Annotated in this window: 24 protein-coding genes; 19 read left to right on the forward strand and 5 right to left on the reverse strand. The window is 47.2% G+C overall.

All coding sequences use genetic code 11. From position 1 onward, the window contains the following. Positions 1 to 60: 60 nt before the first annotated feature. The 9 genes from AC0YN0_RS08470 (at position 61) to AC0YN0_RS08510 (ending at position 11,775) form a co-directional block, all read left to right on the forward strand. On the forward strand, positions 61 to 1,638 hold the full coding sequence (locus AC0YN0_RS08470; RefSeq protein WP_475820818.1) for a spore germination protein: 1,578 nt from the start codon (positions 61 to 63) through the stop codon (positions 1,636 to 1,638). 14 nt (positions 1,639 to 1,652) lie between these two features. Further along, on the forward strand, positions 1,653 to 2,801 hold the full coding sequence (locus AC0YN0_RS08475) for a Ger(x)C family spore germination protein (RefSeq protein WP_475820819.1): 1,149 nt from the start codon (positions 1,653 to 1,655) through the stop codon (positions 2,799 to 2,801). A 25-nt stretch (positions 2,802 to 2,826) separates the two neighbouring features. Further along, on the forward strand, positions 2,827 to 3,072 hold the full coding sequence (locus AC0YN0_RS08480; RefSeq protein ID WP_442052820.1) for a hypothetical protein: 246 nt from the start codon (positions 2,827 to 2,829) through the stop codon (positions 3,070 to 3,072). Between the two features lie 33 nt (positions 3,073 to 3,105). Next, positions 3,106 to 4,209 (forward strand): GerAB/ArcD/ProY family transporter, encoded by a 1,104-nt coding sequence (locus AC0YN0_RS08485; RefSeq protein WP_475820820.1) that lies wholly within the window; start codon positions 3,106 to 3,108, stop codon positions 4,207 to 4,209. A gap of 500 nt (positions 4,210 to 4,709) precedes the next feature. Further along, entirely contained in the window at positions 4,710 to 5,351 is a 642-nt protein-coding gene (locus AC0YN0_RS08490) for an HAD family hydrolase (protein ID WP_475820821.1), read from the forward strand. A gap of 96 nt (positions 5,352 to 5,447) precedes the next feature. Continuing rightward, positions 5,448 to 5,876 (forward strand): SRPBCC family protein, encoded by a 429-nt coding sequence (locus AC0YN0_RS08495; protein ID WP_475820822.1) that lies wholly within the window; start codon positions 5,448 to 5,450, stop codon positions 5,874 to 5,876. A 320-nt stretch (positions 5,877 to 6,196) separates the two neighbouring features. Then, positions 6,197 to 10,549, forward strand: a complete 4,353-nt coding sequence (locus tag AC0YN0_RS08500; protein WP_475820823.1) for an S-layer homology domain-containing protein — start codon at positions 6,197 to 6,199, stop codon at positions 10,547 to 10,549. A 155-nt stretch (positions 10,550 to 10,704) separates the two neighbouring features. Beyond that, positions 10,705 to 11,091: a hypothetical protein gene (locus tag AC0YN0_RS08505; protein WP_475820824.1), complete on the forward strand. Its 387-nt coding sequence runs from the start codon at positions 10,705 to 10,707 to the stop codon at positions 11,089 to 11,091. A 231-nt stretch (positions 11,092 to 11,322) separates the two neighbouring features. Beyond that, a complete protein-coding gene (locus tag AC0YN0_RS08510) occupies positions 11,323 to 11,775 on the forward strand; it encodes a VOC family protein (RefSeq protein WP_475820825.1) in 453 nt (150 codons plus the stop codon). A gap of 295 nt (positions 11,776 to 12,070) precedes the next feature. On the opposite strand, the gene AC0YN0_RS08515 is transcribed toward AC0YN0_RS08510, so the two are convergent. After that, positions 12,071 to 12,916 (reverse strand): SDR family oxidoreductase, encoded by an 846-nt coding sequence (locus AC0YN0_RS08515; RefSeq protein WP_475820826.1) that lies wholly within the window; start codon positions 12,914 to 12,916, stop codon positions 12,071 to 12,073. A 94-nt stretch (positions 12,917 to 13,010) separates the two neighbouring features. Between AC0YN0_RS08515 and AC0YN0_RS08520 the strand changes: the two genes are divergently transcribed. The 3 genes from AC0YN0_RS08520 to AC0YN0_RS08530 all read left to right on the forward strand — a co-directional run bounded on the left by AC0YN0_RS08520 (position 13,011) and on the right by AC0YN0_RS08530 (position 15,983). Further along, complete coding sequence (locus AC0YN0_RS08520) at positions 13,011 to 13,424, forward strand: MerR family transcriptional regulator (protein ID WP_475820827.1); 414 nt, start codon at positions 13,011 to 13,013, stop codon at positions 13,422 to 13,424. Between the two features lie 697 nt (positions 13,425 to 14,121). Continuing rightward, positions 14,122 to 14,697 carry a TetR/AcrR family transcriptional regulator gene (locus AC0YN0_RS08525; RefSeq protein ID WP_475820828.1) on the forward strand — a complete coding sequence of 192 codons (576 nt, stop codon included), beginning with the start codon at positions 14,122 to 14,124 and terminating at the stop codon, positions 14,695 to 14,697. A 68-nt stretch (positions 14,698 to 14,765) separates the two neighbouring features. After that, positions 14,766 to 15,983, forward strand: a complete 1,218-nt coding sequence (locus tag AC0YN0_RS08530; RefSeq protein ID WP_475820829.1) for an MFS transporter — start codon at positions 14,766 to 14,768, stop codon at positions 15,981 to 15,983. Between the two features lie 511 nt (positions 15,984 to 16,494). Here AC0YN0_RS08530 and AC0YN0_RS08535 read toward each other — a convergent pair. Then, on the reverse strand, positions 16,495 to 17,514 hold the full coding sequence (locus tag AC0YN0_RS08535) for an alpha/beta fold hydrolase (protein WP_475820830.1): 1,020 nt from the start codon (positions 17,512 to 17,514) through the stop codon (positions 16,495 to 16,497). Positions 17,515 to 17,658: 144 nt separating this feature from the next. Between AC0YN0_RS08535 and AC0YN0_RS08540 the strand changes: the two genes are divergently transcribed. From AC0YN0_RS08540 to AC0YN0_RS08565, 6 genes are all read left to right on the forward strand, one after another. Further along, positions 17,659 to 18,594 (forward strand): LysR family transcriptional regulator, encoded by a 936-nt coding sequence (locus tag AC0YN0_RS08540; RefSeq protein ID WP_475820831.1) that lies wholly within the window; start codon positions 17,659 to 17,661, stop codon positions 18,592 to 18,594. 117 nt (positions 18,595 to 18,711) lie between these two features. Next, a complete protein-coding gene (locus AC0YN0_RS08545) occupies positions 18,712 to 19,014 on the forward strand; it encodes a Dabb family protein (protein ID WP_475820832.1) in 303 nt (100 codons plus the stop codon). Between the two features lie 140 nt (positions 19,015 to 19,154). Beyond that, complete coding sequence (locus tag AC0YN0_RS08550; RefSeq protein WP_475820833.1) at positions 19,155 to 19,850, forward strand: DUF2625 family protein; 696 nt, start codon at positions 19,155 to 19,157, stop codon at positions 19,848 to 19,850. Positions 19,851 to 20,166: 316 nt separating this feature from the next. Continuing rightward, positions 20,167 to 20,310: a hypothetical protein gene (locus AC0YN0_RS08555; RefSeq protein ID WP_475820834.1), complete on the forward strand. Its 144-nt coding sequence runs from the start codon at positions 20,167 to 20,169 to the stop codon at positions 20,308 to 20,310. Positions 20,311 to 20,555: 245 nt separating this feature from the next. Next, entirely contained in the window at positions 20,556 to 20,756 is a 201-nt protein-coding gene (locus AC0YN0_RS08560; RefSeq protein WP_475820835.1) for a WGxxGxxG family protein, read from the forward strand. Positions 20,757 to 21,012: 256 nt separating this feature from the next. Beyond that, positions 21,013 to 21,531 (forward strand): DUF3231 family protein, encoded by a 519-nt coding sequence (locus AC0YN0_RS08565; RefSeq protein ID WP_475820836.1) that lies wholly within the window; start codon positions 21,013 to 21,015, stop codon positions 21,529 to 21,531. A 257-nt stretch (positions 21,532 to 21,788) separates the two neighbouring features. Here the strand turns inward: AC0YN0_RS08565 and AC0YN0_RS08570 are convergent, their stop codons facing one another. After that, positions 21,789 to 22,112: a winged helix-turn-helix transcriptional regulator gene (locus AC0YN0_RS08570; RefSeq protein WP_475820837.1), complete on the reverse strand. Its 324-nt coding sequence runs from the start codon at positions 22,110 to 22,112 to the stop codon at positions 21,789 to 21,791. Between the two features lie 120 nt (positions 22,113 to 22,232). Between AC0YN0_RS08570 and AC0YN0_RS08575 the strand changes: the two genes are divergently transcribed. Continuing rightward, positions 22,233 to 23,153, forward strand: a complete 921-nt coding sequence (locus AC0YN0_RS08575; RefSeq protein ID WP_475820838.1) for an NmrA/HSCARG family protein — start codon at positions 22,233 to 22,235, stop codon at positions 23,151 to 23,153. 386 nt (positions 23,154 to 23,539) lie between these two features. Here AC0YN0_RS08575 and AC0YN0_RS08580 read toward each other — a convergent pair whose 3' ends face one another. Both AC0YN0_RS08580 and AC0YN0_RS08585 read right to left on the reverse strand, forming a co-directional pair. Then, positions 23,540 to 23,974 carry a DoxX family protein gene (locus AC0YN0_RS08580; RefSeq protein ID WP_475820839.1) on the reverse strand — a complete coding sequence of 145 codons (435 nt, stop codon included), beginning with the start codon at positions 23,972 to 23,974 and terminating at the stop codon, positions 23,540 to 23,542. A gap of 150 nt (positions 23,975 to 24,124) precedes the next feature. Beyond that, positions 24,125 to 24,718, reverse strand: a complete 594-nt coding sequence (locus tag AC0YN0_RS08585) for a TetR/AcrR family transcriptional regulator (RefSeq protein WP_475820840.1) — start codon at positions 24,716 to 24,718, stop codon at positions 24,125 to 24,127. Positions 24,719 to 24,869: the final 151 nt, after the last annotated feature.

Consider the following 24,869-nt stretch of genomic DNA (forward strand, 5'->3'; position numbering starts at 1 on the left):
GGGTAAGGGCAATACTGGTAATCGAACCATAAAAGCACATGCGGGCCGGGTGATACGATCATGGAGAGCAACAGCGGAAACAGCGATACCAATGCACAGCAAAGCTCGCCTCAAGCTTCCGGCATCCCGAGCGACAGTACGATGGGAAGCACGAATCTTAAGCAGCCCGCCATTCCCATCTCGCTCTCTCTCCAAGATAATCTGCGTTTTCTGGAGGATGTGTTTCGGGACAGCTCGGACATTAATTTCAAGCACTGGAGTTATGGTCCGGGTTTGGGGGAGAGGGCATGCTCCGTCTACTATAATTCGCTCGTGCAGGAAGATACGATCAACTATATGAAGCTGTCCCTCCAGGATTTGACGACGCACGAGATCGGGCCTGGAATGAACGTAACCCTGCAAGACATCCAATATTTTTTCGGTCAGCAAGGCGTATCGGAAAAAAAAGCCGAGCTCATAAACGATATGGTGGCAGTCGTCGATTCCATATCGAGCGGTCGGCTCATTATTATTTTCGATGGATGGGATCACGGGCTAAATTATAAAGCGGAGTCCGTCGAGACGCGGCAGGTGATTGAACCCGTCAACGAATCGGTCGTGCAAGGGCCAAGAGAGAGCACGGTCGAAAATTTACAAAAAAACTTAGGTTTGCTTCGGCTCCGGCTGAAGACCCCGAAGTTCAAAATCGTGTTAATGTCGGGCGGCGGCGATACGAAGACAACGGTCGCGTACGGATATATTGAAGGAACAGTCGACGGCGAACTGTTGAAAGAATTCAAATCGCGGATGGAACGGATCCGGGATGTGGAAATTTTAGAAACGTCTTATATCGAGCAGCTTATCGAAGACTCGACATTCTCGCCGTTCCCGCAGCATCGATATACCGAAAGAACCGATATGGCGGTCGCCGGACTGTTGGACGGCAAGATCATCGTTCTTGTCCAAGGCACGGGAGGCATGCTGTTATGTCCGGGCCTATTTACCGAGTTTTTTCAGTCGAGCGAAGATTATTACCAGCGGACCGTTATTTCCACTTTGGTGCGCTGGCTGCGCATATTAGCCTTTATTATTGCGCTTTCGCTGCCTAGCATTTATATTGCACTGTCGACTTATCATCCCGAGCTTATTCCAACGGTTCTCCTGCTCGCGGTGCTGAATGCCAGGGAGGGGATTCCGCTACCGGCTTTCTTCGAGGCTTTGCTCATGGAATTTTTTTTCGAGCTCATGCGCGAGGCAGGAGTTCGTTTGCCCCGTCCCATCGGTTCCGCGGTAAGCATCGTAGGAGCGCTCGTCATCGGGGACGCGGCCATAAGCGCTGGAATCGCATCCCCGATCATGGTCATCGTGGTTGCTCTAACGGGTATTGCGTCTTTCTCCATCCCGCAGTATGGCATTGCGATTGCGCTTCGTATATTGCGGTTTCCCTTGATGGTCAGCGCAACGTTATTGGGCGGGTTCGGCATGATGGTCTGTTTCATCATCATCCTGCTTCATCTAAGCAAGCTGCGCACACTCGGCCAACCGTATTTGGCGCCGCTTGCGCCGCTCCGGCTCTCCGAGCTGCGTGACGTCGTGCTGCGCGCTCCGCTTAAGACGTTGCTTCGAAAGCCCCGCAACTTGCATAATCAGAAGCCGTAATGGAAAGGAACCGTATGAGAAAGCTTGGATGTGCGTTTGTACTTTTCATCGTCTGCGTTCCGCTCCTATCCGGCTGCTGGAGCAAATACGAGCTTACGGAGCGCGGCTTCGTTATGGGCGTAGCGCTCGATCTCGGCGAAGAGGGGGATATCGAGATGCTGACCCAGATCTACCGTCCGCTCTCTTCCGAATCCGGAAAAACAACGACGACATCGCCGCTTAGCATCAACGTCAAGACGACTGACGATACCGTCATGGAATCGATACGCGATATTCCGATCCACTTAGGGAGGAAGGCGCAATGGAGCCACATGCGCGTCATCATCGTTGGAGAGGCTTTGGCAAGAAGTGCGGACGTGAGTAAAATACTCGACCTGTTTTTACGGGACCATGAGCCGCGCAGCAGCGTCAGCTTGATGATTGCACGGGGTAGAGCTTCGAAAATGTTCGAGAAAAAGCCGCTCATCGAGCAAACGACCGCTCAGCAATTTCTTCGTACGGAGGAATCGTCCTACCGCAATTCAGCCAAGACGATCGATACCTCGCTCCTTGATTTAATCATGCAATTGACGAGCGCGCATCCGGATGCCGTCGTAGCCTATGTATACGAGAACAAGAAATCCGGAGATATTTTCTCTGCCGCGGGACTCGCTTTGTTGAAGGATGGCGTAATGAAAACCGTGCTGCCTTCCAGCAAAGTGGAGGGGCTGGTCATGCTGCGCAACGAGTATAAAGCAGGCGTCGCCCAGATTTCGTGTCCCGGGCTGAAAGGGTTCAAAGAAACGGCTGAAGTATTGTCCCTGCATGTGAAGACGAAGCCGATCGTAAATGGTGACGAAATAAAGGTTGCCGTGAAGATGCGAGGCGAGATTGCGATTACCGAGCTGAGATGCACGAGAATCGAAACGATTCAGGATGAGCGAAAATTTGTCGCTGCCGTAGAGAAAGCACTCAAAAAACAGGCAATCGATTCGATCGCATTCGTTCAAAAACAAAAATTGGACGTAATCGGAATCGGAAACAGCATATACAGAAAAAATCCGAAAAAGTGGGAATCGCTGAAGCAAAATTGGGACGAGCAGTTCGCCGAGCTACCGTTCGATATCCAAGTCGAACTTAAATTGGTTACCGGAGGCACGATCAAGAGCCGGCCGGCTTACTAGTGATCGGATAACGGAGGGAAACCGAATGTGGGAGCGGCTGATCGTCGTGATCGCAGCTGTTGGCGGGATGCTGCTATACGACGGCGTAACGCTAAGGAAGAAAATAACGAGACGTGAAAAAGGAGTGTACGCCGTTATCGTGGCGGGCTGTCTGTATATGGGGATCGATTACGTCGTGAACCGCGATTGGTTTGACATGTACGACATCGTCGAATTCGCGCTTGGCGAAGCAGCGAAGCAGGTTGAGGCGACGTTAGGCGTAAAATGGTAGCATCGCCGCATTAACGAAGGAGGAGCGCCCGGTATGGAAACGGATAAGCAAAAAATCAGCCATTTTCAATTGGGCGTGCTGTTTTTCGTATACATGACAGGCTCTTCCATTATCAATATTCCCGGGCCGCTCATCGGCAAAGCCGGCAATGGAGCCTGGATTTCGCTGTTGGTGTCCGGAGCGCTTGGCTTTATGATGCTAATGATGCTGATTTTTCTTCATAACAGGTTTCCGGGATTGAATTATGTCGAGTACAGCCGGAAACTCGTCGGCAACGTCATGACGGTCGTAATCGGACTGCTGGCGATAAGCTTTATTCTGCAAGAGCAGTCGGGCATCGTCATGGATGTTGGCTTGTTTATGGTGAGCTCCATGCTAAGGGAGACGCCGATATACGTCTTTACCATCCTTGTTTTTCTCGTAGCCGCGTTGACGGCGAGGGCAGGACTGGAGGTGATGGCCAGAATGTTTACGCTTATTATGCTGCTGACTTCGTTCTTCATTATCGTCATCCTGCTGTTGGCTATACCCGATTATAATCCATTGCAGTTGCTTCCCGTATTGCCAAAGGGGTTAAAGCCGGTCTTGCATGGCGCGTATTTCACGTTCGGTTTTCCTTACTCGGAAGTTTTTTTGTTCGGCATGCTGATTCCGTTCGTGGAGCGCAGTCAAAGAAAGCGAGTGCCGAAGGCGCTGATGCTTTCGTTAGGCTTTAACATATTCACGTTATGCATGGCGACGATTTGCTCGATCATGGTATTTGGCGCCTATGCGGGAGATCGGCCTTACGTGCTCTTCAACATGGCCAGGTTGGTTGAATTTCAGGAAGTCATCCAACGAATCGAATCGATTATCGGGATGTCGCTCATTCTCGGCTCATACATGAAGGTAACGGTTACCCTGTACGTCCTCAGCTTGTTCGTAAGCGGGTTGTTCGGGCTCAAAGAAAGCACGGCGATCGTCATGCCGCTGGCTTTGGCCGGATTTCTAATGGGGCTCGTTACGTTCGACGGCGCAACGCAGTGGGGCAGCTTTATAATGTCGATTCATCCCCTCTGGACGGGAGTCGCGTATCTATTGCCGCTGCTGTTGCTGACGATCGTGGCCGCCTTTCGCAAGCCCGAGTCTTCGGCTTGATGAGAGACAAGGCGGCGTATCCTTTTTTTCGATAATGAGTTAGGAAAAAAAAGGATGAAGGGGTTTGCCGGAAACGAAGAAGAAACCGTCTATTTTCAGCCTAATAAAAGAACCGGGAAGTCCATATAATTGAATCCATAAAATCAAAGCAGCCTAACATTGGAGTTAGGCTGCTTTACGTTAGCGAACAGTTGGCCATGGTCAGTCGAAACAATTGTAGGACGACAAGAACTTCTATACAGCTCCGTGCTCCCCGAAAATGCTCGATATATTAAGCTAAAGGACAAGTTAGTTACAATATATGGTACAATTAAACCGATCATAACCCATCCGAAAAAACTTTGTTACAGCGATCAAACAACAGATACGTATATTTGGGTCGGATCACGTTCCCCATGTTATTATTTAGTAGATCCAGCGGACTGGAGGACAATAAGAAATGGAGGGTTCATGCGTGATGGCACGCATGGTTGCCGCAGCTGACAAAGGAGAACGAAACAATGAAAAAGTACATACTTTTCGATCATGATGGTGTTCTGGTCGATACTGAATACTGGTATTACAAAGCGGGAGAACGCGCTCTGGCTGACATTGGATTTACCTTGGATAAAGATCAATACCTACGCGACATGACCCAGTCATTTGGCACTTGGTCTCAAGCTAGGTCGGCAGGTATTGATGAACAGACCATCAGAAAGCAGCGTGAGGTCCGCAACGACTATTATCAGGAATATCTAAGAACAGAAGCCATAGAGATTGAAGGCGTAGTTGAAACGCTAGCCGAACTGTCAAAGTACGTCCGCATGGCCATCGTGACGACTGCAAAGCGCGCGGATTTTCTACTTATTCATGAAAATCGCCAGATTATACAATTCATGGAATTCGTTCTTGTTCGCGAAGACTACGAACGAGCCAAGCCGCACCCGGAACCATACTTGACCGGCCTAAAGCGCTTCGGAGCTACCAAAGAAGTGACCCTGGTTGTAGAGGATTCAAACAGAGGGTTGAACTCAGCCGTAGCGGCTGGTATCGACTGTGCTATTGTCCAAAACGACTTCACAAAAACACATGACTTCTCACAGGCGAGCTATCGAATCAAGACTCTAATTGAACTAAAGGACATTATCCTGAATGTAAACTGAGAGAGCATCGCCACGACATGAAGGCAGCACTAATAGATGCATCATATATCATCATAAGCATCAAACATAAAATATTCAGTTAGAAAGGAGCAAGGCATGGTAAATATCGAGCACTTGCAAACCGTACATGTTCCAGCGTCGAAGGTGTATGAAGCTTTAACAACCGCGGTTGGGCTATCAGAAATATGGACCAATGAACTCATTATTCATAATCAGATTGGTTTTATTAATGAATTTAGATTCGGCAGCAATGACATAACGAAGATGAGAATAGAGGAATTAATCACAAACAAAAAAGTCGTTTGGCAGTGTATAGATTCAGATCCAGAATGGATTGGTACGATTATTTCCTTTGATATTCAAGAGAAGAACGGGAAGACTTTTATTACGTTGCGTCATAAGAACTGGAAAGAAATAACGCCATTTTATCGTTCCTGTAACTATAACTGGGCAATTTTCCTTTATAGTCTCAAATCCTACTGTGAAGATGGCGAAGGTCTCCCCTATCAAAAACGTAAGTTTTAATAATTTAAGTCATATTGCTCATTCCGCTAACGGAGAACGTTAGCTCAATAAGAACACAACGGCAGCTCATCAAATGATGAGCTGCCGTTTGCTATATAAAGGGCGGTTTGTTGGTATGATCCATGTGAGACTCTCCACTATCCGTTACAGATAAATCGACAAGATTCGAATACCGACTTTACAAAAGGTTCAAAAAAACCTCGCAAAGCTTGATACTGCGCGGATTCGGCTGATTCTTTCATTATTTTTTCATTGGCCGTCTCTAAAATGAAATGTGGCACCCGTTTATTCGACAAGATTCATCGTAAAGGAGAAAAAACATGAGAAAATCACTATTATGCCTATTGATTGCATTAACAGCGTTCGGGACTTCATTATCGCAGATTCAAATCGCGCACGCGGCCGAAGATGAATTTGTTTTCACCACGAGCAGCAATGGCGCCACCGTTACAGGTTACTCGGGTACGGATTTGAATGTGGTCATTCCCGCCACGTTATCGGGGGCGACGGTAACTTCGATCGGAAGATCGGCGTTCGATACCTATGGGACGGTCAAACCCAAACTCACGGGCGTCGTTATTCCGAATAGCGTGAAGGAGATTCAAACGTATGCCTTCCGTTATAATAGTCTCACTTCCTTAGACCTTCCGGACAACTTGTTAACGATCGGCGCCAGCGCCTTCGAGAACAATCCGCTTACGAACGTCGTATTCCCGGATAGCGTGACGGCGATCGGAAACTATGCTTTCTACATGAATAGTTTAACAACGATTACGTTATCGGAAAATTTGAAGACCATTGCGGGAGGGGCTTTCGACACGAATCACCTCACAAGACTGGTCATCCCGGCGGGCGTGACGAATGTTCAGAGTTCTGCGTTCTATGCTAATAATTTGACCAGCGTAACGGTGTTAGGCGCTGAGACATCTTTTGGGACAGGCGTCTTTACGAGCAATCCGGGGAATCTCAAACTATTCGGAGTTGCGAATTCTCCAGCAGCCGCTTATGCAGCGAATAACGGTCACGCTTTTGTTGACGGGACGGCGTTGTTTCAAGCGGTCGCGACTGCAAAGGCGTTGTTGATAAATCATTTGCCTGGTACCGGCGTAGGACAAGTGGCGACCAATGCTTATAGCGATTTGACCGCGGCGTATGACGCTGCCACGGCATATATCTACGGAATCGGGAACGCAACCGTCGCCTCCGACTTGGTCGCCGCCGCAATCCCATTGACCGCGGCGATCTCGGCATTCGAGGGGCAGATTATCTCGGCGGGCAATCCTGCGGCATTGGGGACGTCGCTGACTGAAGCGGCGCAAGCGCTCACCGATCATACAGCTGGCACCAACGCAGGACAAACATCGGAGGGCGATCGCAGCGCACTACAGACCGCGATCGACGCGGCGCGCCAAATCTATAATCAGGCCGGCAATTACCGACAGGATGAATTGGACGTCGCAGTCGGTGAATTGGAAGCGGCGATGGATACGTTCATGGCTGCGATTATACCGGCCGGAGATCCGACGGCGCTTGGCAATACGCTAGCGAATGCGCAGCAGGCGATGACGGATCATCCGCAAGGCGCCAACGTGGGGCAAACGTCGTCGGGAACGCGCATCGCGTTGCAGACGGCGATCAATACGGCGCAGCAGATTCTCCAGAACGCTAGCCAATACTCGCACAGTCTGTTGGATGATGCCGTCAGCTCGTTAAGTTCAGCGATTCAAGCCTTCAATGCCGCGATCATCGGACCCGGCAATCCGACGGCGCTTAATGCTGCGATCACAGTTGCGGAACAGGCGATGACGGATCATCCGCAAGGCACGGGAGTAGGGCAGACTTCAATTGGCGATCGCGTCCCGCTGGGAACAGCCATCGATACGGCACAGCAAATTCGTGATAACGCGGACGATTACACGCAAAGTCAATTGGATGCGGCAACAAGCGTATTGAATGCGGCGATAATGGCATACCAGCAAGCCATCGTGCCGGTTGGCGATTCATCGATGCTCAATACGCGTTTGACGAACGCTGGGCAGGCATTGACGGACCATCCCGAAGGCGCAGGCGTAGGACAAGCGTCGGCGAGCGATCGCAGCGCTTTGCAGGCAGCGATCAACGCCGCGCAGGCGATAGCCGATGACGCGGAGAACCAAACTCAGGTTCAGTTGGATGATACCTTAGCCGGTTTGGAAACGGCAATGGATACGTTCGAAGCCGCGATTATTCCGGCAGGAGATGCGACGGGTTTGGAAGACTTGTTGGTGGATGCAACACAGACGCTGGCGGACCATCCCGAAGGCACAGGCGTAGGACAAGCGTCGGCAAGCGATCGCAGCGCTTTGCATACAGCGATCAACGCCGCGCAGACGATAGCCGATGACGCGGAGAGCCAAACTCAGAGTCAGTTGGATGCTGCCGTCGCCGATTTAGAAGCGGCAATGGATACGTTCGAAGCCGCGATTATTCCGGCAGGAGATGCGACGGATTTGGAAGACTTGTTGGTGGATGCAACTCAGACGCTGGCGGACCATCCCGAAGGCACAGGCGTAGGACAAGCGTCGGCGAACGATCGCAGCGCTTTGCAGGCAGCGATCAACGCCGCGCAGGCGATTGCCGTCGACGCGGAGAACCAAACTCAGAGTCAGTTGGATGATGCCGTCGCTGATTTGGAAACAGCGAAGGCGACGTTCGAAGCCGCTTGGGTGGGGTTAGTGCTGACGGCACCGGCCAATGGGTTGTACGGCCCGAACGATATCCTTCTCTTTAAGATACGCTACGGATACGAAGTAATCGTTGCCGGGATGCCGGTTATTCCGCTTACGGTTGGAGCCAGCTCCAATACTCGGACGGTGTATGCCACATATACGGGAACACGGAATGAGGCATTGACGGAGCTGACCTTCGAATACGAAGTTCCAGCCGGAATAGCGGATGCGGATGGCATCGAAGTTGCCGCCGCGCTGGAGCTTCCGGACGGCGCCAGTATCGTACGCGCCTCCGGCGGAGCCGCTTCGCTGGCGTATGGGACGCCGGATACGAGCGGCGGAATCTACATCGTGGCGATACCGCCCGATGTTACGCTTACGGCTGTGCCTGACGGATCGACGCGGCAAGTGATCAGAGCGGCGGCAAGCGTGTACGGTGAAACGGCTGGCAATGGACTTACGGTGCTCCGATGGCTGAAGGGTAATCTCACCGCGGCTGATTTCAACTACGGAACAGGCGGAACCGATATTTTGTCTGAACGTCGATTCACTGTCTCTGCGAACGGCGATTATACCGTATATGCCCGAGACGAGGCAGGCAATGATGCGGTGAAGGTGGTTGCCGTCACCGGTATCTCAACACCGTCTTCTTCGGTTGGCGGTGATCGACCGGCATCGAATTCCACCGTGACAATGAATCCGGAGGGCGGGATTACCGCACTTGTTGATTCTTCCGATATCGAACAAGTCACACGTCCTAACGGCACGGTAATCGAACAGGTCATCCTCTCCGAACAGATGCGGGAACGAGTACTGGAGCTTCTGAGTGAGGCGAAGAAACCGATTGTCACGATTGAGATAAACGATCAAGAGCATGCCGTGCAGACACGGCTTCCGGCAGCTTGGATCGCAGAGATGGTCAAAGCTTTTCCGAATGCGATCATTGAGGCGAAACTGAATGGATCCAGCTACCAATTAAGAATAAGTGCGCTCGACCTGGCCGGTTTGGCGGAACGTCTCGATGCGGAAGCATCGGATTTGACCGTGAGCATCATTCAGGAGCAAGCAGGCGAGGATATTCGACATGAGATCGAACGGATCGGCGTCTCCCAAGGTTTTACCGTATTCGGTGCCGTCATTGATTACAAGGTGACAGCTGAAGCGAACGGGCAAACGTCGGAGGTGCAAGATTTCGGGGGAACGTATATGGTTCGGACGATCAAACTGGACGGAGAGGCGGCGAACCGCAACCTGATTGCCGTTCAGTATGATCCGGCGACCGGAACAGTCGTTTTTGTTCCCGCGCGGCTGGACACCAAACCGGACGGTTCAACGGAAGTGATTCTGAATGTGCTGCATAATAGCCTCTACACGGTCATAGACGTGAAGGCCCGAACTTTCGCCGACTTAACCGGACACTGGGCGAAAGCGGATGTGGATCATTTAGCGTCCAAGCTGTTGGTGAACGGCGTGACGGCCGACCGTTTCGCGCCCGATAGTACCATTACTCGGGCGGAATTCTTGGCCTTGCTCGTTCGAGGGCTGGGGCTGTCTGTGAAGGAGGACGAGGGCAGTTCCGGTTACGCAGATGTCCTTGCATCCGCATGGTATGCACCAGCGGTTAATGCGGCGGTGGCGAACAGACTGGCGACCGGCATCAGTGCGGACCGGTTTGCGCCCAACGACCCGATCACCCGCGAGCAAATGGCCGTGATTATCACCAGAGCCTTAACCTTCACCGGCCATGTAACCGGTGGAGATGGGCGAGTGGACAGTTCGTTGGCTGCGTTCGCGGATCACGACTCCATCTCTTCCTGGGCGCAATCGGCGGTGGCCCGTGTATCTGAAGCCGGCATCATAAAGGGGATGGGAGACGGACGCTTCGCGCCGACGGAATATGCGACGAGGGCGCAGGCGGCGGTCATGCTGAAGAGGCTCCTGCAATACCTGCATAATATCGATTAACCACGCTATAGGCATTGTATACAGAGTATAAGCTCAGTACAAATCAGCGTTACCTTAATAAAAAGGTAACGCTGATTTTTCATTCGGGTTCTTTCGTGCCAAACTGACAAGATTCAAGATGTATTACCTGTACGGCAATCGGCGCGCCGGCGGGAATGGATTGGCAAATGCTCGGCAAGGATCATATTAAGGCGGAACAACTGCTTATCGAGCAATATGAAGGAAAGGTCGTTGGCGTAATGACGCCGCAAAACGGCATGTCGAGCTCTATCAACGGCTGGTTTCCGGCTGCCGCATTAGGCTTGCTCGTTGTTGACGCTACGGGAGATATCCGGGCGCATCCGACAGGCAAGATGGGCTCGCTGGGTCTCGCCTCGCGTCAGGACTTCGAGACGATCCAAGCGGTGGCGGGCGGCAAGCCTGAGATGGGAACCTACCTGGAGCTCGTTACGAAAGGAACGCCGGCGAGGACCTCCAACGTTTTGCGGACGGCTTCGGATATCGCAGGCGGCATTGGCGGCATTTCAATCGCGATCGAATAGGGGCGAGCCATTCTGGCGGCGAAACGGTCGCGGCCAACAAGCGCGCCGTGTAATCGGAAGCCGCTTTTTAGTTTTGACGGGCAATATAAAGGCAAATACCAGGAACGAAGAGTTTATTGGAACGATTAATGTGCAGCTATTCGGGAACAGTTCGAAAAGGAATTAGTAAACCTTGTTAGAATAAATATCAAAGTGATCGGTAATAAATTTGTGCACATAAGGAGATAAACGATGGAAAATAACAAATTACTAAGAATGGACAATGTTGGCATCGTTGTAGAATCCCTTGATGACGCAATCTCTTTCTTCGAGGAAATTGGCTTGAAGCTCGAAGGACGGGCTACTGTCGAAGGGGAATGGGCTGGTCGCGTAACCGGGCTGGGTTCGCAGTGTGTAGAGATTGCTATGATGGTTACCCCAGATGGCCACAGCCGAATTGAACTTTCACGATTTCTCACCCCGCCTACTATTTCAGATCACCGAACTGCTCCCGTGAATGCACTTGGTTATCTACGCGTCATGTTCACCGTCGAGGACATTGACGAATTGGTATCCAGACTCTTAATGCATGGTGCTCAGCTCGTTGGCGAAGTGGTACAGTACGAGGACTCGTATCGGCTCTGCTACATTCGTGGAAAGGAAGGACTTCTAATCGGTTTGGCGCAACATCTCGGTAATAAATAAGTGACCTGCAATGTGCAAGTATCCTAATTTAATCTATAAGAAGTTCATTTCGTTCCTAACAATAAACCGGCAGCAGATCTCTGATCTGCTGCCGGTTTTGCTAATCGTTAATATAATCCTTAGAACCTTGGTGCACAATGGATGTCCAGTCATGATTTCTGCTGTCTTCTATAATTATGAGGAGTTTTCCCAAATTCCTTTCAGAAAACATGCGAAAAAATAGCTAGAGCTTTGAAACAAACAAGATAAAGCAATATATGGGGGTGTCCCAAGCAGCCTTGTACACTTTCCTTTTTTATGCAAAATAATGGTCTTCTTCGAGATCGGCGATCAATCCGGGCTGCATCGGTTTCCAGCCCAGAAGCTCCCGTGTTGCCAGACTCGCTTCAGCAGTATTGTACAAGCTTGTGATGTTGAATGCCGCAATGTTGCCAAGAAACCCGAAATGGTCGGCAGCTTCTTCAGGTGTTATGCTGACCGCCGGTACATTCAATTGTCGTCCTATGACCTCTGCGATCTCGCGGAGCGGAATGCCTTCATCGTCGGCGCCAAGCAGCCGTGAACCCGCCGGAGCGGATTCCAGCGCCAGTCGGTACAGAACCGCCGCGTCCAGGCGGTGAACCGCCGGCCAGCGGTTCGTTCCGTCGCCGATGTAGGCGGCGAAACCTTTCTCCCGGGCGATGTTGATCATCATTGGCACAAAGCCCTTATCACCATCTCCGTGCACGGACGGTGCAAGCGAGACGATCGATGTCCGAACACCGCGCTCAGCCATGGCGAGCACGGCATGATCCACGGTATGTCCATTTCCGTGAGCTGTGGTAATGAACGGTTTACCGGAGCCTTCCAGCGCAACTCCCATGGCTTCAACAGCCCGCAAATCCAGAGCCAGAGCACCTTCAAAATCGGTAAAATCGTTGGTGAACGCCAGATGAATCACGCCGTCCGCGGCCGCTGCTCCGCTGCGCAGCGTATCGAGATCATCCAGCGTGCCGTATAGCGCTTCGGCTCCCGCTGCCTTTAATCCCGTGGCTTTCTCTTCAGAGCGGCAAAGACCCGACACTGTATGTCCCGCGCCGATCAGTTCCCGGACGACCGTTGAACCGACATACCCTGTTGCTCCCGTAACAAAAACATGCATTATGTTATCCTCCTTCATAAGTTGACTGCTTGAACATGTTAAGCATAAACTATGAAGTGAACTCTATGGCAAGTGGTCTAAAGGAGAAACGATTATGAAAATTCAGGAATTGGCGGATACGATGGGATTAACGATTCATACGATCCGCTTTTATGAAAAGGAGGGCTTGCTGGATGAACGGCATGTCCTGCGAGAAAGCAACAATTACCGCAACTATTCGGAAGAAGCTGTCGAGAGATTAAAGCTCATCAAGAAGTTCCAGTCCATCGGCTGTTCACTGGCTGAACTGAAGGAAGTTCTGCAGGATCATGACACCAATGCTCGCACTAATTTGCAGATTATGGATTGGATTCGCGACAAGAAAAAGGAGATCGAAAGTAAGAAGGAAGAATTCGACCAAATGCTGGACACTCTTAACAAGATGCTGGATTATCGGACTTTACTCATGGATGATCCGATAAAAGCTCAAGAGATGCTAAAGACTTGGCATGCCAGCTCATCCGATTGAACTGCTTTAAACTTACCGATTAGCCCAAGCGTAACTGCGCACATTAGGGATAAAGATAATCTACCCGTAGGTGGACTTGGAGTATAAACTAGTTGAGGCCAGACGATTGTTTAGAAAAACAAGCGGCACGCTGTAGCTGAGCCGCGAATGAGGAGGCAGGGTCTGCAACTGGACGCTGTGTTAAACACAGGCAGTTTAGTTCCAATGTGTGGTAAGATATGGACTTTTTGAACTGGTTGCCATCAGTTAATCCCGAAACAAAAGAATGTCACAGAGGCTTAAACTACTATGGGGTAACCGTTATTAACAAGCCGGGAGCAGAGAAGCTATTAAGGATATTAGATAAATGGCTTAAACTAATCGAAGAAGCTTCAGGTAATAACCAACTGATTATTCATTATGGAATCTGAATATATATAGCAAGGAATTGAACTATCGGAGAACTCTAGTACAATGTACCATGTTCGCTACCTAAACCAGTACCAAGCCTCCATCCAAGACAATGATCTGTCCGGTGGAGTATTGTTCGCTCATCAAATAGAGAAACGCTTCCGCGGCATCTCCGGGTTCTCCATCTCGTCCCGCCGATACAGAGTTCGTAATAAGATTTGTGTTAACTTTCATACCTGCGCAAAAAATATTGGACTTATCGTTCCAGAAAGTGATATACTGTACCTACGGAAACGGAGGGAGAACCATGGGACGCTACAAAGAGTTTGATAAAGAAGCGGTGCTTCATAAAGCGATGCTCGTTTTTTGGAAGAAGGGCTACGAAGCGGCAAGCATTCCCGATTTGCTGGAAGCTATGGATCTTAGCAGATCAAGTCTGTACGAAACGTTCGGGGACAAACAAACGCTTTATATCGAGGCGATCAACTGGTATAAGAAGTGGAAGCAAGCCAAACGGGACATCCTCGTCAATGCGACATCCGCAAAATCGGGAATCCGGCAGTACTTCGAGATACACATCGATTCCGCCTTGGACGGCGAGTCGCCGAAGGGCTGTCTCATTACGAATGCAGCAGTCGGCATGGATTCGCCAGATGAGCAACTGAATGCGCTGATCAGGGAGCGGTTTGACGAGTTGGAGAAAGCCTTCTACGAGCTGCTGCGCAAAGGTCAGGAAACGGGAGAAATCATACCTGAGAAAGATATCAAGACTTTATCTTATTTGCTCTTAAACATGAATCATAGTATAAATATCGTTGCGAAGGTGCAGGGTGACCGCAGCAAGATGCAGCAGATGATAGACATGATGATGGAAATGCTATAAAACATTTTTTTTTGCATATTCCGGAACGATTGTTCCGGAAAATTATTGGTGAGCAAAGGGGACTTTCTATGCATTCAACTTCCATTCCAACGGAAAAATCAGTTTCGCCTTCGCTGATTTTTATCCTGGCAGCCGCTTGCGGTATCATAGCGGCAAATCTTTATTATGCTCAACCATTGATAGGCACGATCGGTTCGACCATCGGGCTATCCTCCGGGGCTGCCGCACTCATCGTTACGTTGACGCAAGTTGGCTACGGGATCGGCTTGTTATTTATCGTACCGTTGGGAGACATCCTGGAAAATCGAAAGTTGATCCTTTCATCATTGCTCCTTACAGCCGCCGTTTTGATAATTGCCGCTGTAATCAAAAGCGCCATCCTGTTCCTCACCGCTTCACTCGTGATCGGAGTAGGTTCCGTAGCAGCACAAATCCTTGTGCCGTATGCGGCTCATCTTTCGCCTGAAGCCGTGCGCGGTCGCAATGTGGGCAACGTCATGAGCGGGCTGCTTCTGGGGATTATGCTCGCGCGTCCCATTTCAAGCTTGGTGGCGGAGTATATGGGATGGCGCGCCATATATTTCATCTCCGCAGCATTGATTTTCGCGCTGGCTCTTGTATTGGCAAAGGCACTACCCTCAAGGAAGCCTTCGACCGCTACAGCTTACCCGGCGCTGCTGCACTCCATGCTGCATCTGCTGAAATCGACACCGGCATTGCGCCGGAGGGCAATTTATCATGCTTGTGTATTCGGAACGTTCAGTTTGTTTTGGACTACAGTTCCGCTGGTATTGACAAGTCCGCCGTTCCATTTCACTCAGAAGGAGGTCGCTCTGTTCGCATTAGTCGGGGTAATGGGGGCAATTGTGGCGCCAGCGGCGGGCCGTATGGCAGACCGTGGATGGGTTCGCCCGGCTACGGGATGGGCTTTGGCCATCGTCATCTTTTCCGGGCTGCTTCCCTTACTGGTTCCATCAAGTTCTGCACTCGCAGTTCCCATCCTCGTACTTGCGGCGATTTTACTTGACATGGGGGTTTCCGCCAACATGGTTCTCGGGCAGCGGGTAATTTTCTCTTTAGGAGCGGAATTTCGCAGTAGGCTTAACGGTTTGTATATGGCCATATTCTTTTTAGGTGGCGCTATCGGCTCAGCGGCAGGGGGATGGGCTTACGCAACGGGGGGCTGGGAGGCGGCACTGCTGATCGGAATCGCCTTACCGGCCATCGCCATGGCGTATTATGCGACGGAGTTTTCGAGATTAAGGAAGGAAGATCTCAATGATTGAGGAGCACAGTTGAGAAATGACATAAGCAGACTGTAATCACGGAATGCTTTTTTATGTATGGTTTGAGTGGCTATCAGGAAAGTTACGCTTTAATCTTATCTCTGATATCCATACTAGATTACCTTTTAAATGTGAATTTGAAATAGTAGAAAACATTGATTCGATAATGATAGACTTTCTAAAATATCCGTATCATAATGGGATTCCATTTGAGGCGTGGTAGTGCTGCGGGCAGAAGTGAGAATACGTTTATGTATAGAAGTTCTTGTCAATATGAAATGACAAGAACTTGATAACATTCCCGATGAATGACAACAACTTTGTATCATTCTCAACATGATCCTCATTTGACCATCTAAAGGAAGTACGATCGCACAAAAAAGAGGTCGAACCAGTAAGTTCTGGTGACCTCAAATCCGATCGGTTAGCTTATGAATTCATGAGAGATATAGCCGGGCTAAAGAACAGGGAATCTTTCTAGGCCTGACAGACATCCAATGCAAGTGACGATCTATTCTTTAGTGCTAAGTGACATCAAGTGTTTTAGATTGTCATCAATAAATTGATTATCGGCACTGTTGATTCCACGACCGGCAAAATGGCCCCAGATCGATTGGATTGGTTTCAAGACAGCATTAGGTATACGCTTAGCTTCGTATTCATTATCATCCGCTGTGCAAAAGAGATCCGTGCTTCCCGGCATGATACAGGCAAGAGCTTTTATGCTCTGAAGTGCTTTATCAAAGTCTCCGTTATAGGAGGGGTTTGCACTGATATCTGCATGTTGGCCTGTCCATAACATTGCCAGAACATTATGAGGATCCATATTCATAAAGCTATCTTCCCAGACCCCAGCTACAAAATCCTCCAATGTGTCAAATCCCATCTCACGGTAAAGCTCTTCTCTATAAAACGCATGTGATAGTCCCCATCCCGCATACACTCGACCAACGGCACGCATGTCTGTAGAACTTAGTTGGTTTAATTTACTTGAGTCGAAGCCGACTGCAGATAGCAGTGAGGCTTTTACACCTTCCAGCACTACATATGTGTGAGGCCAAGGTTTGGCGATGCCTCCGAAAGGTGCGATTCGTTCGACCATCTCCGGGTAACTTGCCCCCCATTGAAATGCCTGAATGCCGCCCATCGACCACCCTACGACGAGAGCAATCTTTTGAATACCGAATTTTTCGGTTAGCAGTTGGTGCTGGAATCGAACGTTATCATAGATGGTTACCTGTGGAAAGTAAGCCCGATCAAATGGAGGAGGCGTGTTACTGGGAGAGGAAGATAGCCCATTGCCCAGCAAATTGGGAACGATAATAAAATATTTCTCTGAATCGAGTGCCATCCCGCTGCCAATGAGCCATTCATTCTGAACATGCTGATCCCCAAAAGCCGTTGGATAGACAATAACATTATCCTTCTGATCATTTAATTTTCCGTATGTCTTATAAGCAAGAAAAGCATTTGGTAACGTCACTCCAGATTGTAAGAGTACATCACCCAAATTAAAAATTTCATAGTCCATCGTATAGTCGCTCCCTTCAAAATGAAAAACCACATGTTCACTGTGATCTCTTGTGCTCAGTATAGAGCTGTGATACTCTCAATAAAAGTGAATAGTATTCAAGTTAGCATTCAATAAAATTGAAGGATGAAGGGGGAGCATCGGGTGGAATTGCGTCAACTGAATACGTTTTGTATGGTTGCAATAACATTGAATTTCACGCGGGCAGCAGAAGTGCTGAGCTACGTTCCTTCCAACGTCACGATGCAAATTAAAGCATTGGAAGATGAGCTAGGTGTCCGCCTCTTTGATCGGTTGGGCAAGCAACTCGCGCTCACAACTGCGGGTAAACGCTTTTTAACACACGCCCAAGGCGTTCTTGAAAAAATGGACGAAGCTCGTAGTGCTGTCCATGATAATGAAAAACTAAGTGGTACCTTAACGATAAGTGCGAATGAGGTTATTTGCTCCTATCGGCTTCCACCTGTCTTCCAACGGTTTCGTTCGCAGCATCCGGGAGTTCGTCTAATCTTCCGCTCAGTTCCGAATCAAGAGCTCAAGCAAACGCTCTTTGAGGGAACCTCGGATATTGTTTATATGTTGGATGAACCCATTCGCTCGAGTGGACTCTCCGTGGTACCTTTGCTGGAAGAACATTTCCGATTGTTAGCTGCTCCAGATCACCCACTCGCCAAACGAACTGTGCTTCAGTTGGAAGATTTTCACGAAGAAGTATTCCTGACGAATGAAAAGGGTTGTCCTTATCGAACTATGTTTGATCGATCATTTGAGAAAGAGGGCATTGATAGCATTACATATTTAGAGTTTCAAAGTGCTGAAGCCATTAAACAATGTGCAATTTCAGGAATCGGTATTGCCTTTCTTCCTGAGATCGTCGCGGAATCCGAAGTTGAACGCGGAGAACTTGTTGTCCTCCCATGGCAAATACCGGACTTGCAGGTATATACACAGATGTTGTGGCATAAAGACAAGTGGCTTTCACCAATCATGTTATCTTTCATAGAAGCAACCAGCGCAGTTTTTGGTTCACAGAATGAGAAACTAGTTATTCCGACCAAGGGCAAGAGCTTAACTCCATAGCTGAAAAGGGTTAAGAACATGGACCAATATCGATTAGAATATTAATCTGTTTCGTTAAGCTATCGAGGAACGATACTTTAACACTATAATCAAATGATAATATGGGGGTAAAAAGCTATGTACGAACATCTCGTCGTTTTCAAGTTTAATACTAATGTCACACCTGCCAAGCAACAGGAACTGCTGGGTCAATTGCTCGGGTTTCAGGATCGTATCCCCGGAATTGTCGATATAAGTGCAGGCCTCAATGTAACTGAAGAAAAGGGAAATGTACACGGCTACACGCTCGGATTACGGGTTACATTCGATAGCCTTGTATCACTTCGTTCATATGGACCTCATCCTGTCCATCAGGAATTTGTAAAATCACTAGATGGCCTGCTGGAAAATGTTATAGTAGTTGATTACCCAAAGGTCTAGTTCACGTTCACAAACACTGTCAAAAAATTGTTTCGCTAACCGGGAACATTGGTTCAACAACAAATCAATTTCTGAAAAACTTTCGGCAGCTGTTAGGCAGTTAGCTCAAACTTAACTGATTGTAAAAGGTGGCTTGAAATTTGAAGAGTATCGATGAACTTGTAAGAGATCCTGAAGCTACCATGGGAATAATCAATAGATGGGTCTCTGAAGGAAATAACGTTAATCGGGGAATCATTTTACCTAGCAATTCTAAGCAGGGGGAGGATGAGTTATTCAGATTACAGGTCTCAACTCAATCAACATTGGGCGCAATCGTCTACTGCACAGGTGGTGTATTATTCCATGAAGGATGGTTGCGTATCATTGGTTCGGGTCACAATCAGTTGCCAAGAACAATATCATCATGGAACAAGCAGTGTGGTTCATCGGGTTACTTGTTAATAGCCGATGATGCAGTCGGAGGTTTCTTTGCTATCAATGGTGGTAGTATTGGTGAGACTCTTGGGAATGTATATTATTTTGCACCCGATACACTTGAATGGGAACATCTATGTATGGGATATACAGATTTCTTGAACTGGGCGTTCACAGGGAATTTAAAAGAATTTTATGAAGGATTACGTTGGGAAACATGGACAGAAGACATAATGAATATAAGTAGTGGGCAAGGTATGTCTTTTTTTCCTCCTCTATGGACGAATCAAGGCGGTTTGGAATTGAGTAGTAGAGCCATAGTTTTAATTCAAGAGATATGGGGGTTAAACAATCAATATAAAAAGCAAATAGATGAAATTCCCGTTGGAACAAAGATAAACTTTCAAATCAAGGATTAATAGCACCGACAGTTACGCTAATGGGAGACGATAGCTCAATAAGGACAAAGAGGCAGCCAATCACAACGATCGGCTGCCTCTTCTAAGCTAACGGGCAGATTAACGTAACATTCGTACCTGTCAATTTACTGTGGATAAAATTAATACCGAGTTTCTCACAGCATTAAAAAATACGGGTGCAGGTGCAAAGTGATAATGTGAATTGAATATGTACGGTTCGATAGAAAAAGTTGACGCCAGTACCGAAAGCGACTTTTTAATGTTTAAAAATGGGCATATTAGACTGAGGAGAAATTAATTAAAGGAGGATCAACCAATGCAGGATGATAAAGAAAATGAAAAAGAATTATTAAATCATGTTGAATCGAAAAACGAAAAGGATGCTCCGCTTATAAAGCCGGGTTTTGATTACATTTGGGGCAGCGATCAAGACGACTTGGTCGAGAACAAGGAGGAGTAATGGAATGAGAATAAACCATCGAATTTGTGCAAATTGTGCTTGATAAGATCTATTATCTGTCGTAAATTCGCCAACAGGATTTCCGGTTCCGGAGATGCCCGATATGCCTCGCCAATGCGCGTCGGTTCCAAACGGGAATTAAACTACTTGTTGTGGTAGCCCATAGCGATATATTTGCGGCATTCCGGATATTCGTTAATATGGGGCTTTTACTATGACCTGAAGAGGGGGAAGAAGATAAAGAAGTGGTTGGCGTTTTTTACGTAACAAATCGCTCGTTGGGCACTGACATAAACCACATAGACAACGGTAACACGATAGGCACGAATTGCTACCGGGCCAATGCTGTAGACGATGATGGTTTCGATTGGGGATGGCTTGGTCTGCTTGGCTTATTGGGACTTGCCGGCATGAGAAACCGTAGCCGCGATCGCGATCACGCATAACCATATAATTGCAGGGAACAGCAAAAGAACTGCCTACATCAAAGGAGAGTTCTTTTGCTGTCTTCTTTTTATGCCTTAACCTATTCAGGTAATTGATTTGCTGCGGCAGAGAAATTGGCTATTTCTTATCATTGTTCAATCTTAACTAATTCGAGCTGATCTTATTTGGAAAAATGAGTATACGTTTGTAATGTAAGATTGGGCTAGATGATGGACAATATAAATTTGATTTGATATCAAAGGAGGCAACTTTTTCGTGGGAATTTTAAGCGGTAATCCAAAAGATGAGCCAATGCATTTCGGTGAAGTATCCAGTGTTTGGGCAGCTTCTACTACAGCTAAAGGAGCAGTTTCTTTTTATCAAGCCTATTTAAATCATGCAGGTGACAAAGACCTGAGGAAGTTGATTGAGGACTACATTGATCAAGCAAAACAAGAAATAAAAGAACTGGATGAAATACTAAATGCGAATGGTATCGCTCCTGCTCCTATCATGGCTGACAGACCAAAAGCCAATCTCGAAGATATCCCTGTGGGTGCTCGTTTAGCGGATCAAGAAATTGCCGCTGCGATATCTGCCGACACAGCAATAGGTGTTGTTGCTAGCACTCAAGCAATGGCAATGTGTATTCGCGAAGATATTGGTGCATTATTTGCAAAATATGCTGCCGCAAAAACGGTACTTGGTGGTAAAACGCTTAGAATGCTTAAGGATAAAGGTTGGCTAGTTCCGCCTCCTTTACTTATCAAGAGACCTGAAACAGTTAATGTTTAATTACGGTTTTTTCAAAAGTAGCGAATAGTTTTGATGACATGGAACCAAAGGGCTAGAATTGAAACACGGATGGCAATACTGTTTATCTATTAATAAACGAATAGGAAGCAGAGTTACTCCGGGTGTATTTAATTGGAATTGCAGTATCTGTGAAGTAATCCCCCGTGTTACGATGCAAAAAGAGTTGTCTTCATGACAACTCTTTTTGTTGTTTATTGAACTAACGGGCAGGTTAGTGTAATAAGGAATTAACCCTGTTACGTATGTTTTTTCCCCCAGTCACACATAGTTTTTGTTATAGGAAGCAAAGATACCCCAATATCGCTTAAAGAATATTCAACTTTTGGTGGGATTTGAGGATATTCCTGACGTATTATTAATTGTTCTTTTTCTAATTCTTTCAGTTGCTTGCTTAACATTTTATGTGTAATCCCATTAATGGATCTTTTTAGTTCATTATATCGCATCACTTTATTTCGTCCTAAAAAGAAAATAATTAACATCTTCCATTTTCCACTCATAATGGAGAGGGTATATTCAAACGATTCCAATCCATTGAAAATTTCATTGTTTTCGTTCATTCTAACACTCTCCTTTTGGATAGTATCTCACTAAAAAGTGCATTCTATTTTTAAATCACATTATATACTATCCTATGATTATTACTACATCAAAAAATTTCGTAACAAAGGAGTTTTAAAATGAATAATAAGCAAAAAGTAATATTAGTCACAGGTGCAACTGGTTTACAAGGAGGATCTGTGGCACGGGAAGCATTAAAGCAGGGATTTAAAGTTCGTATTTTAGTTAGAGATATAAACTCTTCTAAAGCCCAAACACTTATTCAAAGTGGGGCAGAAGCTGTGGAGGGCGATTTTGATAATCCGTCTTCTTTGGAAAGAGCCATGCAAAACGCAGATGCGGTATTTTCCATGACAAACCCTGCCACACCCGGTACGGATACTGAGCGACAACAGGGATATGCATTAATTCAATCAGCATTAAACAGTGGAGTTCAACAGTTTGTTCACACCTCCGTTGCCCGTGCAGGTACACACACTGATTTTCCTCGATGGGAGTCAAATTATTGGCCTAAACAGTATTGGACAGATAAATGGGAAGTAGAGGAAGCTATTCGTACAGCAGGATTTTCATCATGGACTATACTTAAACCAGCCAATATGATGGATAACTTTCTCAATTCTGAACATAGTAAGGTTATGTTTCCTCATTTACAACAAGGCGAACTAAAAACGGCTATGCTTCCCGATACACGATTAGATTTAACTACAGCAGATGATGTAGCTACTTTTGCTTGTGCCGCATTTAATAATCCAGAAAAATTCAATGGACAAAATATTGAGTTAGCCTCAGAGTCCCTAACAATGAATGAGGTAGCCGCTATACTCTCTAATGTAACGGGAAAAAGGCTTACAGTGTATTCACTTAGTCCTGAAGAAGCAGTAAACCAAGGTATCTTTTTAGGGGTGGTACGATCTCATGAATGGGATAACGAAGTGGGATACAATGTAGATATTGATTCGTTAAAAACTTATAATCTTAAATTAACCCCGTTTAAAGAATGGGCAGAGAAATATAAAGACAAGATTAATATCGGTTAGTCCCCGGAGCTTTATTTGAGTATGTTACAGTTTGCTTCTATTAGAGTAATATTTCCATAAGTAACCTACTGGAAAACACAATAACACGCAAAATCCTCATCATAAACAAAAAGATGAGGATTTTTATTATACGTTTTAATATATTATGTTTTGTTATTTGGGACAATACTAAGCTAACGAGGAACTTTAGTTGAATTCAATATGGAGCAGATTGCGATCGGGCAGCTGCTCCATTTCTTTAAGCTAAAGGGCAGGATAGTTTAGTAACGTTGAGCCATACTTACTTTGACATGTTGGGTTATAAAGGAAAGGCTTCGTGAGTTCAAGTTGCCTTTGTAAATCAATTGTATCGTTAATTATCGGTTCTACATGAACAAGCCACAGACTTAACCTGCTAAGAGGACCGCTGCGAGAAACACGAGCTGCAGCAATGTACGGACAAGCAGCTTAGGCGTAGGTCTTCCACCGACAGTTAATCCTTCCCGGGCTGCACTTACATTGGCAGGAAACATGGTCACGAGTAGAACCGCCAAACAGATGGAAGCCGCGCGGGAGGTAGCGGGGAACAGAATGCCGAAGGCACCCGCAATTTCCAGCCACCCGGTGGCCGTCACAATCCAATTCGGTTTTGGAAAAGCAACAGGGATCATCCGAATGAGATCAGGCCGTCTTTTTCCCCAGTGGGCAGAAGCTGTAAGCAGCAGCATGACGGCCACTGCTCCCTGAAGCGGAGAATGCCAATTGTCGAAATAAGACCAGCCGAACAGCCCAAGAACCCAGAATAGCAGAAACGAAACAACAAGCGCAAATAAAGGTGCCATTTTATCCCTCCGTTTAGAAGCTTTTCGTTATCATGAGCAGCAATGTCGCGGGAATTCCGAAGATGGCCCAATAGCGGGAAGCTTGATGATATTCATGGAGATGTTCCCACTTTCTATGCATTGAGCGCTATGGAGGATCATTCCGTCTATTTATCGGGATTTTAAAATATTGACCATAAACGACGAATAATCTTGGGTATTGAAAGAAACCGAAGCTAAAGGAATAGAGGATCGGACGCGCAATCCGAGTGTTAGCAGGACGAACATTTCGGCTGTTTTATCCGTATCAATCGATTCCGAAATAACCCCGTGCAGTTGGCCGGTCAATATCCATTGCTTGGATAAATGCACAGACCGCTCATAATACTGATTGAGAGTTTCCGCAACGATAGGTTGATCTTCCTTTCCAAGTAAATATATCAACACCTTGTTCGTTACGTCCTGAGCATCTTCCAGCACGGAAAGACTGTCAATGATCTTTTGCATGGGTCCATCGAGCGTCTTTTCACCTTGTTCCACTGCGTTCATAAAATGATCGTTTGTCTCTTCGAGCCGCTCCTGGAGCACCCAGGCAAAGATCTCATCCTTGCTCTTCACGTAATGGAAGATAGCGCCTTTTGACAATCCCGATTTTTCCATGATGTCCTTCATAGTGATAGAGTGACACCCTTTTTCCCTAATCAGTTCTTTGATCGAATCAAGCAGCAGCCTAGTTGTTTGCTGCCTACGTTCCTCATGCTTCAAAGTATTTCCTCCGTATTCTTTTAACGATTGATTAATGTTATTATTCTTATTATATAAACCGACCATCGGTTTGTAAATAGGGATTATTAAATCTCACCTCATCATTTATCTGGGGCAGGTTATTGAAGGATTTCTCCGCCACGAAGGCCTG

It is taken from the genome of Paenibacillus sp. J22P218 (assembly GCF_056269195.1).